The organism is Pseudoflavonifractor intestinihominis, from assembly GCF_040096055.1.
Lineage (GTDB): Bacteria > Bacillota > Clostridia > Oscillospirales > Oscillospiraceae > Pseudoflavonifractor > Pseudoflavonifractor intestinihominis.
The window spans coordinates 223,082-236,070 of the sequence record NZ_JBBMFK010000001.1 but is presented as its reverse complement, the minus strand read 5'-3'; the positions used below and the strand labels follow the sequence as shown (position 1 = coordinate 236,070).

Genomic DNA, 12,989 nt, shown 5'->3' with positions numbered 1-12,989 from the left:
CCCGGCGGGATTTTTGTGGATAAAATCAGCTTACTTCTCCAGCTCCTCCAGCAGCTCCACCGCCTCGCGGACCATGCGGTCGCAGTGGGGCTTGCGGGCCTCGCCCCGCTTGGCGGCGTCGGCCAGCAGCTGGGCGCAGTCCAGGCAGCCGTTCTTGGCCTTGAAGGCATCGGTCAGGGCCTTGGCGGCAGCGGCGTCCTTGCCGGTCATGCCCAGCACCATCAGCGCGCCGGTGACCGCGCCGCAGGTGGCGCCCCGGCGCATACCGGAGCCGAAGTTGCTGCCCAGGGCGTTGGCCGTCTCGGGGCTCAGGCCGCACTCCCGGGCAAAGGGGATGAGCACGGACTGGCAGCAGTTGTAGTGTACCGTGGTGTCCGCCCGGAGGGCGTTCACCTGTTCCTGTTTCGTCATGATTGTTTCCCTCGTTTTCTGTGTATGGAATTTATTCTTGATCCAGTACCATCTGGTCGTACTGCAAAAAGCGGAAGCCCAGCCGCTCGTAGAGCCGGGCTGCGCCCTGGTTAGCGGGAGTGACCTCCAGCCGGAACCGGCGGCACTCGGGGTGGGCCGCCATCACCTGGCGGAACACCTGGCTGCCGTAGCCCTTGCCCCGGCAGCTGTCTTTGAAGTACAGCTCGTCGAAGATGAGCACCTTTCCCCCGATCTCCGAGGCGTAGTTCCAGGTCAGGTAGCAGTACCCCACCGGCGTGTCCCCCTCCAGCAGCAGCAATCCCTCGATGAGGGGCTGCTCCGGGTCTGCCGCGTCCCAGAAGGAGCGCTCCAGAGTGGCAGGGTCCACCTGATGCTCCACGGCGGAGCTGTGGTAGAAGTCCGTCACCATGGCCATAACGGCGTCCCGGTCTCCGGGCGCCATGGGTCTGATGGTAAGCATCTTACCCTTCCTTTCTATCTGTATCTGTCAGTTGAAAATATCCGGGTTGTCGCTGAACATCCGCTTCACCCGTTCCAGCAGGGGCCGGTGCTTCCGCCGCTCCAGCCCCGGGTCGGCCTCCAGCAGCTCCTGGGCCGCCTGCTGGGCCTCCTTGAGCAGCCGCACGTCCCCCGCTAGGTCTGCAATGTGGAGCTGGGGCAGTCCGTGCTGCCGGGAGCCGAAGAAGTCGCCGGGGCCACGGAGCTTCAGGTCCTCTTCGGCGATTTTAAAGCCGTCGGTGGTAGAGGCCAGCACCTTCAGCCGCGCCCGGCTGTCCTGGCTGTGGGTGGCGGTCATAAGCACGCAGTAGGACTTGTGCTTGCCCCGGCCCACCCGGCCACGGAGCTGGTGGAGCTGGCTCAGGCCGAAGCGCTCCGCGTTCTCCACGATCATCAGCGCCGCGTTGGGCACGTCCACCCCTACCTCGATGACGGTGGTGGACACCAGCACGTCGATGTCCCCGGCGGAAAAGGCGGACATGACCGCGTCCTTGTCCTTTGGCTTCATCTTGCCGTGGACAAAGGCCACCCGCAGGTCGGGGAACACCTGGGTTTTCAGGGTCTCGGCGTAGGATGTCACCGCCTTCAGGTCGGCCAGGCCGCCGGAGGCGTCCTCCCCCTCGGGGCTCTCGTTCTCCTCTACTGCGGGACAGACGATATAGGCCTGGCGGCCCTCAGCCACCAGCTTGCGCACAAAGCCGTACATCCGCTGCCGCTTGTCCTCCCCCACCACAAAGGTCTCCACCGGTGTACGGCCGGGGGGCAGCTCGTCGATGACCGACACGTCCAGATCGCCGTACACGATGAGGGCCAGAGTGCGGGGAATGGGGGTGGCGGACATGACCAGAACATGGGGCCGCAAACCGCCGTCCGCCTTGGCCGCCAGGGCAGCTCTTTGGGCCACGCCGAAGCGGTGCTGCTCGTCGGTGATGACCAGCCCCAGCTTGTGGAATTCCACGCCCTCGCTCAGCAGGGCGTGGGTGCCCACCATCAGGTCCACCTCACCCGCCGCCAGGGCCGCCTTTGCCTTCCGCTTTTCGGCGGCCCTCATGCTGCCGGTGAGCAGCCCCACCTTCATCCCGGCGGGGGACAGCAGGGCGGACAGGGAGCGGAAGTGCTGTTCGGCCAGAATTTCGGTGGGGGCCATAAGGGCGCTCTGCCAGCCGCTGCGCCAGGCCAGCCAGGCGCAGGCGGCGGCCACCGCCGTCTTGCCCGAGCCCACGTCCCCCTGGACCAGCCGGTTCATGGGCCGTCCCGAGGCCATATCCGCCGCCGCCTCGTCCACGGTGCGGCGCTGGGCGCCGGTGAAGGAGAAGGGCAGCAGGGACAGGAAGGGGGCCAGATCCCGGTTCTCCACCGCCGGACCGGCGCCCCGGTCCCGGCCGGTGCGCAGCAGGGCCATGCCGCAGGACAGGAGAAAAAACTCCTCAAAGATCAGCCGCCGCCGGGCGATCTCCAGGGACTCCCAGCTCTCGGGGAAGTGGATGTTCCGGCAGGAGAACTCCACCTGAGCCAGGCTGTGGGCCAGGCGCACCTCCTCGGGCAGCAGCTCGGGCACCTGCCCGGCGCAAGCGTCCACGCACCGCCGGGCCAGCCCGGCCAGCAGGTTGTTGGAGATGCCCGCCGTCAGGGGGTAGACCGGCATGATGCAGCCGGTGAACCGGGCGGCCCCCTCCCGCTCGAAGACCGGGTTGGTCATCTGCCGCTGCCTGCCCTGCCGCTCCACTTTGCCGTAGAAGATGTAGCTCTCCCCCTGGCGCAGGGCATCCCGGACATAGGCCTGGTTGAAAAAGGTGACGGTCATCACCGCCGTCTCGTCGGCCACCTTCACCTTCACCAGCTCCAGCCCCTTGCGGATGTGGGACACCCGGGGCGTCTCCGCCACAAAGGCCGCCACGCACACCGGCTGTTCCTCTGGTGCGCCGTCAATGGTGGAGATTTTGGTCCGGTCCTCGTAGCTGCGGGGGTAGTACCCCAGCAGATTCTCCACAGTGGCCAGACCCAGCTTGGCCAGCCTGGCGGCCCGGGCGTCCCCGATACCCGGCAGCTCCTTCAGGCCGCTCTCCAGCGTCAGCGCCACGGTACTCCCCCCTTTCCAGTCTGTGAGGCCTAGTCTACCATAAAACAGGCGGCCAAACAAGCGTTCCCGGCCTTCTGATGTTAAGAATCGCCTTAACTTCTCATTTTCCTCTACTTTCCTCCTTTTCTCCGCCTTACCATCCGGCAGCCCGGATTAAGTCCCTCCTTCCCGCTCGCCGCACCGCCCGTTCCCTTTTACCGTCTCCCTTAGCTGTTTTTGCAGAAGAAGTATACGTTTCTTTCATTTTTTATTGTTTTTTCTCTCGACTTTTGGTATTCTGCTCTTTTTTTGCAGAGCACAATAAATTTCATTGCAAAATCAGATTGCAGTCTGTATAATGGACTTTAACACATCAGTCTGACTGAATCCGCGGAGCGCGGCGGCCTTTCCTCCGGGCCGCAGCCGCCGTGGGAAGAAAGGATGAAGCACGTGACAGAGCGTATATTCAACAAGGTACTGGTGGCCAACCGGGGCGAGATCGCCATCCGGGTGTTTCGCGCCTGCTACGACCTGGGGCTCCACACCGTGGCCATGTACTCCCACGAGGACATCAACAGTCTGTTCCGCACCCGGGCCGACGAGGCCTATCTGATCGGCCACAACAAGTCCCCCCTGGGGGCCTATCTGGACATTCCCGCCATCATCGACCTGGCCAAGCGGCGGAAGGTGGACGCCATCCACCCGGGCTACGGCTTCCTGTCCGAGAACCCGGACTTCGCCCGGGCCTGTGAGGCCGAGGGCATCAAGTTCATCGGCCCCTCCTCCGAGGTGCTCTCCCGCATGGGCGACAAGCTGGCCGCCAAAGCCACGGCCATCGCCTGCGGCGTGCCCACCATCCCCGGCTCCGATCGCCCCCTGAAGGACGCGGACGAGGCCCTGGAGAAGGCCGTTTCCTACGGCTTCCCCATCATTCTGAAGGCCGCCGCCGGCGGCGGCGGCCGCGGCATGCGCCGGTGCGACACGCCGGAGGAGGTGGCCCCCGCCTTTGAGCTGGTGCGCAACGAGGCCCGGAAGGCCTTCGGCAGCGAGGACATCTTCATCGAGAAGTACCTGGTAGAGCCCAAGCACATCGAGGTGCAGATCCTGGGCGACCAGTACGGCAACGTGATGCACCTGGGAGAGCGGGACTGCTCTCTCCAGCGCCGGTACCAGAAGGTGGTGGAGTACGCCCCCGCCTGGAGCGTGCCCCAGGAGATCCGGGACAAGCTCCACGCCGACGCGGTGAAGGTGGCCAAGTATGTGGGCTACGTCAACGCGGGCACCGTGGAGTTCCTGGTGGACAAGGACGGCAACCACTACTTCATTGAGATGAACCCCCGGATCCAGGTGGAGCACACGGTCACCGAGATGGTCACCGGCGTGGACCTGGTGCGGGCCCAGATCCTCATCGCCGAGGGCTGCCCTCTGTCCGACCCCCGCATCGGCCTGACCAAACAGGAGGACGTGCACATCAGCGGCTACGCCATCCAGTGCCGGGTGACCACCGAGGACCCGGCCAACAACTTCGCCCCCGACACAGGCAAGATTACCGCCTACCGGTCCAGCGGCGGCTTCGGCGTCCGGCTGGACGGCGGCAACGCCTACACCGGCGCGGTCATCTCCCCCTATTACGACTCCCTGCTGGTCAAGGTCACCGCCTGGGACAACACCTTTGTGGGCACCTGCCACAAGGCGGTGCGGGCCGTCAGCGAGGAGCACGTCCGAGGCGTGAAGACCAACATCCCCTTTATCACCAACATCCTCACCCACCCCGCCTTCCAGGCCGGCCAGTGCCACACCAAGTTCATCGACGAGACCCCCGAGCTCTTTGACATCAACATCGGCCGGGACCGGGCCACCAAGGTGCTCAAGTACATCGCCCAGATCCAGGTGGACAACCCCTCCGCCGAGCGCAAGCAGTACGACATCCCCCGGTTCCCGCCCGTCACCGGCAACCGGCCCGAGGGGCTCAAGCAGATGCTGGACCGTGAGGGCCCCGAGGCGGTGAAGCAGTGGGTGCTGGACCAGAAGAAGCTGCTCATCACCGACACCACCATGCGGGACGCCCACCAGTCCCTGCTGTCCACCCGGGTGCGCACCCGGGACCTGCGTCTGGCGGCCGACGGCACCAGCGAGATCCTGGCCGACTGCTTCTCCCTGGAGATGTGGGGCGGCGCCACCTTCGACGTGGCCTACCGGTTCCTCCACGAGTCCCCCTGGGAGCGGCTGGACACCCTGCGGAAGAAGATCCCCAACATCCCCTTCCAGATGCTCCTCCGGGGCGCCAACGCGGTGGGGTACACCAACTACCCCGACAACCTGATCCGGGAGTTCGTGAAGGAGGCCGCCCGCAGCGGCATCGACGTGTTCCGCATCTTCGACTCCCTCAACTGGGTGCCCGGCATGGAGGTGGCCATGGACCAGGTGCTCCAGGAGAACAAGCTCTGCGAGGCCACCATCTGCTACACCGGCGACATCCTGGACCCCAAGCGGGACAAGTACACCCTTCAGTATTATGTGAACCTGGCCAAGGAGCTGGAGCGCCGGGGCGCCCACCTGCTGGCCATCAAGGACATGTCCGGCCTGCTCAAGCCCTACGCGGCCAAGAAGCTGGTGTCCACCCTGAAGCAGGAGGTGGGCCTGCCCATCCACCTCCACACCCACGACACCACCGCCAACCAGGTGGCCGCCTACCTCATGGCCGCCGAGGCGGGTGTGGATATCGTGGACTGCGCCATCGCCTCCATGTCCAGCCTGACCAGCCAGCCCTCCATGAACGCGGTGGTGGCCGCCCTCCAGGGCACGGAGCGGGACACCGGCCTGGACCTCCAGCGGCTCCAGAAGCTGGACGACTACTGGGCCGACGTGCGCCTGCGCTATGACAACTTCGACCACGGCCTGAAGAACCCCACCACCGACATCTACCGCTACGAGATCCCCGGCGGCCAGTACACCAACCTGTATCCCCAGGTCATCTCCCTGGGCCTGGGCCACCGGTTCGAAGAGGTCAAGGAGATGTACAAGACCGTCAACGACATGCTGGGCGACATCGTGAAGGTGACCCCCTCCTCCAAGATGGTGGGCGACCTGGCCATCTTCATGGTGCAGAACAACCTGACGCCGGAGAACATCGTGGAGCGGGGCGAGGCCCTCACCTTCCCCGACAGCGTGGTGAGCTATTTCAAGGGCATGATGGGACAGCCGGCCTGGGGCTTCCCCGAGGATTTGCAGCGGGTGGTGCTCAAGGGCGAGAAGCCCATCACCTGCCGGCCCGGCGAGCTGCTGCCCGCCGTGGACTTTGACGCGGTGCGGGAGAAGATGCGCCCCTTCATGGGCGGCGACGAGATCAACATGCGGGCCATGCTGTCCTACTGCCTCTACCCCAAGGTGTACGAGGAGTACCGGCAGCACCGCAACGAATACGGCTACATCGCCCGCATGGGCAGCCATGTGTTCTTCAACGGCATGGCCCTGGGCGAGACCAACCAGATCAACATCGAGGAGGGCAAGACCCTGGTCATCAAGTACCTGGGCCTGGGCGACCTGAACGAGGACGGCACCCGCACCGTCCAGTTCGAGCTCAACGGCCAGCGCCGCGAGGTGGCGGTGCCCGACAGGACCGCCGAGGTGAAGGGCGTCCAGGTCACCCTGGCCGACCCGTCGGACAAGAGCCAGGTGGGCGCCTCCATCCCCGGTATGGTGTCCAAGGTGAGCGTCCAGCCCGGGGACCGGGTGGAGGCCAACCAGGTGCTGGGCATCATCGAGGCCATGAAGATGGAGACCAGCGTGGTGGCCCGTCTGGCGGGCACCGTGGAGGCCGTCCATGTTCAGGAGGGCGACAACGTCAAAGCCGGTCAGCTTCTCTTCACCGTCAAGCCCGATTGACCCCGTCTCCCCTGTGGTCTGTCCGTCGCCCTCCGCGCCTCCGGCGCGCCGCGCTGTGCGCGTCCAAGCGCCGCCCCTGGGGCGGCCTTGCCCCGGGGCGATTCACTCGTCCCGGGGAAATGGAGTCCGGGGTCCCCGCAAAACCTGTTTTGCGGGGCCGACAACGTCAAGGCCGGTCAGCTCCTCTTCACCGTCAAGCCCGACTGATTTTTCCATCAAAACCGGCTTTCCAAAGGAAAAAGCGCGCGCCGCAGATCTGCGGCGCGCGCTCTCTTATTGTCTTTTCCGGCTGCTCAGGCCTTCCAGTCCCGGATCTCCCGCAGGCCGGGCACCAGCACCTTAGCGCTGGCCTCCAGGATGATGCGGCCCTTCTCCGCGGTGGCACCGGAGGGGTCCCCGCCGATGCCGATGGGCTTGCCGTCGGCGGTCCTCCAGTCCTCGGACACCCAGCCGATGGTGACGCTGCCCCCGGTCTTCAGGGTCTGGTTGCCCACAAAGGCGGTGGGGATGCCGGCCTCCGCCGTCTCCAGTTTCACCAGCGAGGGGTCCACCGCCATGACCATGGAGGTCTCCATCTCACCGCCGTGGAAGTCGTAGACATTCCCCTCGGACACGGTGGCCCGCACGTCCGGGTGGCCGAAGGCGCCGGAGGAGAGGATGAAGGGGGAGATGCCCAGCTCGCTGCGCAGCTCCCGGCTGAGCACCTGGACGATGGGCGCGTTGCCCCCGTGGCACACCAGGAAGGCCAGCTTCTTGAATCCGTGGTGGGCCAGGCTGACGCTGATGTCGTAGAGCAGGTGGTAGTAGGTGTCCGGCCGCAGGGTGACCGAGCCGCAGAAGTTGCGGTGCTCGGTGCTCAGGCCCACCGGGATGACGGGGAAGGCCAGAATGGGAAAGTCCTTCTCCCCCGCCTCCTCCAGCGCCCGGCCCAGGTACTCCACCATGGCCTCGGCGATGATGTCGTCGGTGCCCAGGGGGGCCTGGTTGCCGTGCTGCTCCAGAGCGCCCACAGGGATGAGAATGATGGTGTTCTCCTTGTCCACCTGTTCCATCTCCAGGCGGGTCAGGTCTCTGTAATTCCGGATCATGCTTTTGCCTCGATTCTCTTGGCCACGCTGGTGGCCTTCAGGCGGTCGTACAGCAGGAAGCCCACCACATAGTTGAGCAGGAGCTTGATGAGATTGAAGGGCACCGTGGCCAGCACCAGGAACAGGGGCAGGTTCTGGATCAGCGGGTTCACCGCCCCCACGGCCAGGATCACATCATTCAGGGGCATGCCCATGGCCTTGGCGTACAGGGGCAGGGTGATGCAGGCGTTGAGCACGCAGGAGAAGGCGATGCGGATGGGCAGGCTCACCGCCAGGGCGGTGATGCCGGCCTTCCGGTCGCCGCCCATGCGCTTGAAGATGGCCCACAGGGGCAGGATGAAGAGCAGAGTGCCCAGCAGGTTGGCAAACTCGCCCACAAACATGGTGGTGGTGCCCACGGTGAGGAGCTTGATGAGGATCTTCACCACCTCGATGAACAGTCCGGGCGCCGGACCCAGCAGGAAGGTGGCGATGATGGCGGGCACGTCGCTGAAGTCGATCTTGTAGAAGGGCGGCATCATGGGCAGGGGGAACTCAAAGGACATGAGCACCCCGGCCACGGCGGCCAGCATGGCGGTGAGCACGAAAATCTGGGTCTTCTTCATGGATTTCATTGCAATGTCCCCTTTTCAGAGCCAAATTTACAAGCTCGGTAAACCCTCCGAAACCTGGGGACAAAAAAAGACTCCGTGCACAACCGTGGGGCACCGAGTCTCTGTTTCTCTCCATTTCTTCTCTCATCCAGACTATACTGTCGGTTTTGGAATTCCACCAAATCAGCCGCTTGCGCGGGTCGCGGACTATACCGCCGGTAGGGAATTGCACCCTGCCCCGAAGAATTTATTGACTTGTCGGGGACAGTATAGCACAACCGTCCGGCGCTGACAAGACAGATGACCAAATTTTCTCTATTCCGGAAAAGTTCCGCCGGAGGGACCCAGGGCCCTCCGGCGGAAAATCAGGGCGGAAAGGCTTGTCAGCCCTCCTTATCCTTGTCTTTTTCTCTGTCCTTCTTGTCCTTTTTCTCCTCTTCGGTCTCCTCGGGCAGCACCACCACTTTGATCTCCATGACACGGCGGTGGTCCACCTTGGTGACGGTCACGTCCAGGCCGTCGGCCTGGAACCGGTCCCCCTCCTCGGGGATGCGGCCGATCTGCTCCATGACCCAGCCGGACACCGTGTTGGCGTCGCAGCTGCCCTTGATGGAGAACAGGTCGTACAGGTCGGTCAGGTCGGCGGAACAGGAGATGAGGTAGCTGCCGTCGGGCTGCTTCTGGAACTGCTCGATGACCTCGTCGTGCTCGTCCCAGATCTCGCCCACCAGCTCCTCCACAATGTCCTCCATGGTCACCAGGCCCTCGGTGCCGCCGTACTCGTCCACCACGATGACCATGTGGGCCTTCTCCCGCTGGAGAATGCGGAGCATCTGGGAGATCTTGGTGTTGCCGGTGGTGTAGAGCACGGTGCCCATAAAGGAGGCCAGGTCGCTGATGCCGTGGTACCGGGCGGCGTGGAAGTCCTTCTCGTGGATGATGCCCACGATGTCGTCGATGTCCTCGTGGTACACGGGCAGGCGGGAGAAGCCGCTCTCGGCGAACACCTTGGCCACCTCGTCCATGGTGGCCGTGTCCTCCACCGCCACGATGTCCACCCGGGGGGTGAGGATCTCCTCCACCTCCATGTCGCCGAACTCAATGGCGGAGCGGATCAGCTCGCTCTCGTGCTGGTCCAGGCCGCCCTCATCCTCGGCCTGGTCCACCATGGTGATGAGCTCCTCCTCGGTGATGCCCTCGTCCTCCTTCTTGTGGAAGATGAGGGTGAGCAGCTTCTTCCACTGGGTGAAGAGGAAGTTCAGGGGCCGCAGCACGGTGAGGAAGAACTTCAGCAGGGGCGCGGCGAACATGGCAAAGGCCTCGGGGGACTCCTTGGCCAGGCTCTTGGGGGAGATCTCGCCAAAAATCAGGATGACCACCGTCAGCACCACGGTGGACACTGTGGGGCCGTAGGTGCCCAGCAGGTCGGTGAAGAGCACGGTGCCGATGGTGGTGGCGGTGATATTGACAATGTTGTTGCCTATCAGGAGAGTGGAGAGCAGGCGGTCAAAGTCCTCCTCCAGGTCCAGGGCCAGGGCGGCCCGGCGGTCTCCGGCGTCGGCACGGCTCTTCAGCCGCACCCGGTTGAGGGAGGAGTAGGCGGTCTCCGTGGCCGAGAAGTAGGACGACATGGCCACCAGAAAGATGAGAACGACTATCATGATAATACTGGCACTGTCCATAATGGAACTGATCACTCCTAAGTACTATGTATTTGCAGGGGGTTGCCCCGGCGTTTTCCCGTTTCTGCGCGCAAAAGGACAGCCCTATCCCAGAGGGATAACGCTGTCCTCAACACATGCAGCTATGCAGTTGGGTAAGGGAGGTTCGTCCACGAGTGCTCACCGGGTCCTTTCCTGCTTATTGGTACAGATGATATCACAGCCCCGCGCAAAATGCAAGAGGCGCATTTTGCCCCCATGGTCCGAAAAGTTTCTCTCCGGCAGCAAAATGGTTTGCCATCCCCTACAATTTAAGCTATACTAATTTTGTATGGCCTGCCGGGCGGCGCTGCCGCTCTCCAGGCCCTGATTCACACAGGGGCCCCCAACCGGGCCTACGGAGGTTTCTATGGACCAGCTGAAATTTTTTGTTCCCACCCTGTTCGGGCTGGAGGGCCTGGCCGCGGACGAGCTGCGCCGTCTGTCTCTGGCCGACGTGCGGGCGGAAAACGGCCATGTGCTGTGTACCGGCCGGCCTGGGGACATTCCCCGCCTCAACCTGAACCTGCGCACCGGTGAGCGGGTGCTGCTGGTGCTGGGTTCCTTCCCCGCCCCCGACTTTGACGCCCTATTCGAGGGCGTGCGGGCCATCCCCTGGGAGGAGTACCTCCCCCGTACCGCCGCCTTTCCCGTGAAGGGCCACAGCCTCAACTCCGCCCTCCACTCGGTGCCCGCCTGCCAGTCCATTGTGAAGAAGGCGGCCGCCGCCCGGCTGGGCAAGGCCTATGGGCTGGAGACCCTGCCGGAGAACGGCCCCCTGTTCCAGATCCAGTTCTCCATCATGAAGGACACCGCCACCATCATGCTGGACACCAGCGGCGCCGGGCTCCACAAGCGGGGCTACCGTGCGGTGGGCGTGGTGGCTCCCCTGCGGGAGACCCTGGCCGCCGCCATGGTGATGCTGTCCCAGTACCGGGGCAGGGACCCCTTCTGCGACCCCTTCTGCGGCTCGGGCACCATCGCCATCGAGGCCGCCCTCATTGCCAGGAACCGGGCTCCCGGCCTGGACCGGTCCTTCTCCGCTCAGAAGTGGCCCTGGCTGTCCTCACAGGCCTGGATGGACGCCGCCAGCGAGGCCATGGACAGGGAGTTTGACGGCCAATACGACATCTGGGGCGGCGACATCGACCCCAAGGCGGTGGAGATCGCCCGCTCCAACGCGGAGAAGGCCGGAGTGGACGACCTGGTCCGCTTCGACGTGGCCGACGCCACCCGCTTCCACCGCAGCGAGCCCTACGGCCGGGTGGTCACCAATCCCCCCTACGGCGAGCGCATCATGGAGAAGCGGGAGGCTGAGGGCCTGTATGAGGCCTTTGGCCAGGCGGTGCGGGGGCTGCCTGCCGGGTGGCGGGTGTCCGTCCTGTCCTCCCACACCGAGTTCGAGCGCACCTTCGGCCGCACCGCCGACAAAAAGCGCAAGCTGTACAACGGCATGATCAAGTGCGACCTGTTCCAGTACAACAAGCGGTAAGCCAGCCCCCCACACCGGGAGGCTGTCACAAAAAGGAGTCTGAAATGAAACGAACCGTCCGCAAGCTGTCTCTCCTCCTGTCCCTGGCGCTTGCCCTCTCCCTGGCCGCCCCCGCCGCCCTGGCGCTGGAGATCAAAGGCACCTACACCGAGGGCATGGCCACCGCCACCGACGGCTCCACGTGGGGCTACGTCAACGCCTCGGGTATCGTATCCATTCCCCTCCGGTTTGAGGAGGCCTCCGACTTCTCCCTGGGCGTGGCCCGGGTGAAGGAGGACGGCAAGTACGGCCTGCTGCGGCAGGACGGGCTGTGGCTGCTGGAGCCTCTGTACGACAGCCTGACCCCGGTGGACTGCGGGGTGTACATCGCCCGGCGGGAGGGCGTGTGGGAGCTGCTGTCCGTGGTGCCTGTACCCGGAGAGAAGGGTGCCTCCCACCAGCTGTATACCGGCGCCAGCTCCATCACCGTGGAGCAGGGGACAAAGGGCAAGGAGATCGTGATCCGCTGGGCCGACCGGGACAGCGCCCGAATCAGCCTCTCCTCCCTGCCCCAGGCGCTCTCCAACCTGGGGGTGCCCTTTGCATCCTTCTCCCTCCGCTCCGGCCGCATCGCCGCCTTCTCCGACGTGTCCGGCAAGGACTGGTTCGACCTGTGGGTGGACCTGGCCTATAACCTGGGCCTGATGGAGGGCCCGGGGGACGGCACCTTCCAGCCCTACAGCACCCTCACCGTGGGCGAGGCCCTGAAGATGGCCGCCGTGCTGGACAGCACCTACGCCGGCAGGACCTTCTCCAGCGGCGGCGACCCCTGGTACACCAACGCGGTGAACTACTGCCTGACCAACGGCATCATCACCGACACCACCTTCAGCAGCTACACCCGGCCCATCACCCGGGCCGAGCTGGCCCTGGTACTGGCCGCCACCGCCCCCGTCCGGGAGGCGGACGACGTCAACGACGCCGGCCGGGTGGCCTCCTCCATCCCCGACGTGGCCGGCGGCGACTTTGCCGCCAGCTCCATCTACGCCCTGTACGCCAAGGGCATTGTCAGCGGCAGCGACAAGCAACTGACCTTCCGGCCTGAGGCTGTCATCACCCGCAGCGAGGTGGCCGCCATGGTGGCCCGCATCGCCCGGCCGGAGCAGCGCATCCTCCTCTGGCCCGCCAACGACTCCCCCGCCTACTACCGTGCCGCCGGGGTCCAGCTTGTCTCCTCTACTTTTTCATAAGGAGCTGAGCGTG

Annotated in this window: 9 protein-coding genes and 1 riboswitch; of the genes, 3 read left to right on the top strand and 6 right to left on the bottom strand. The window is 64.8% G+C overall.

Annotated features, from left to right (window positions below; all coding sequences use genetic code 11):
- Positions 1-30: 30 nt before the first annotated feature.
- The 3 genes from WMO64_RS01105 to recG are packed head-to-tail and all read right to left on the bottom strand — an operon-like array spanning position 31 to position 3,010.
- Complete coding sequence (locus tag WMO64_RS01105) at positions 31-411, bottom strand: C-GCAxxG-C-C family protein (protein ID WP_294519084.1); 381 nt, start codon at positions 409-411, stop codon at positions 31-33.
- Between the two features lie 31 nt (positions 412-442).
- Positions 443-892 carry a GNAT family N-acetyltransferase gene (locus tag WMO64_RS01100; protein WP_294519087.1) on the bottom strand — a complete coding sequence of 150 codons (450 nt, stop codon included), beginning with the start codon at positions 890-892 and terminating at the stop codon, positions 443-445.
- Positions 893-919: 27 nt separating this feature from the next.
- Entirely contained in the window at positions 920-3,010 is a 2,091-nt protein-coding gene (gene recG / locus WMO64_RS01095) for an ATP-dependent DNA helicase RecG (RefSeq protein ID WP_349230727.1), read from the bottom strand.
- Between the two features lie 420 nt (positions 3,011-3,430).
- Between recG and WMO64_RS01090 the strand changes: the two genes are divergently transcribed.
- On the top strand, positions 3,431-6,874 hold the full coding sequence (locus tag WMO64_RS01090) for a pyruvate carboxylase (RefSeq protein ID WP_294519094.1): 3,444 nt from the start codon (positions 3,431-3,433) through the stop codon (positions 6,872-6,874).
- Positions 6,875-7,167: 293 nt separating this feature from the next.
- Here WMO64_RS01090 and WMO64_RS01085 read toward each other — a convergent pair whose 3' ends face one another.
- From WMO64_RS01085 to WMO64_RS01075, 3 genes are all read right to left on the bottom strand, one after another.
- A complete protein-coding gene (locus WMO64_RS01085; RefSeq protein ID WP_349230726.1) occupies positions 7,168-7,962 on the bottom strand; it encodes a creatininase family protein in 795 nt (264 codons plus the stop codon).
- A complete protein-coding gene (locus tag WMO64_RS01080) occupies positions 7,959-8,576 on the bottom strand; it encodes an ECF transporter S component (RefSeq protein WP_349230725.1) in 618 nt (205 codons plus the stop codon). Before WMO64_RS01080 ends, WMO64_RS01085 begins: the two co-directional genes overlap by 4 nt.
- 111 nt (positions 8,577-8,687) lie before the next feature.
- A riboswitch (FMN riboswitch) is annotated at positions 8,688-8,805 on the bottom strand.
- Between the two features lie 133 nt (positions 8,806-8,938).
- Complete coding sequence (locus WMO64_RS01075; RefSeq protein ID WP_294519102.1) at positions 8,939-10,237, bottom strand: HlyC/CorC family transporter; 1,299 nt, start codon at positions 10,235-10,237, stop codon at positions 8,939-8,941.
- 388 nt (positions 10,238-10,625) lie between these two features.
- On the opposite strand from WMO64_RS01075, the gene WMO64_RS01070 reads away from it, so the two are divergent.
- Positions 10,626-11,747, top strand: coding sequence for a THUMP domain-containing class I SAM-dependent RNA methyltransferase (locus tag WMO64_RS01070; RefSeq protein WP_349230724.1), 1,122 nt, complete (start codon positions 10,626-10,628; stop codon positions 11,745-11,747).
- Between the two features lie 44 nt (positions 11,748-11,791).
- Positions 11,792-12,976 (top strand): S-layer homology domain-containing protein, encoded by a 1,185-nt coding sequence (locus WMO64_RS01065; protein WP_349230723.1) that lies wholly within the window; start codon positions 11,792-11,794, stop codon positions 12,974-12,976.
- Positions 12,977-12,989 lie beyond the last annotated feature (13 nt).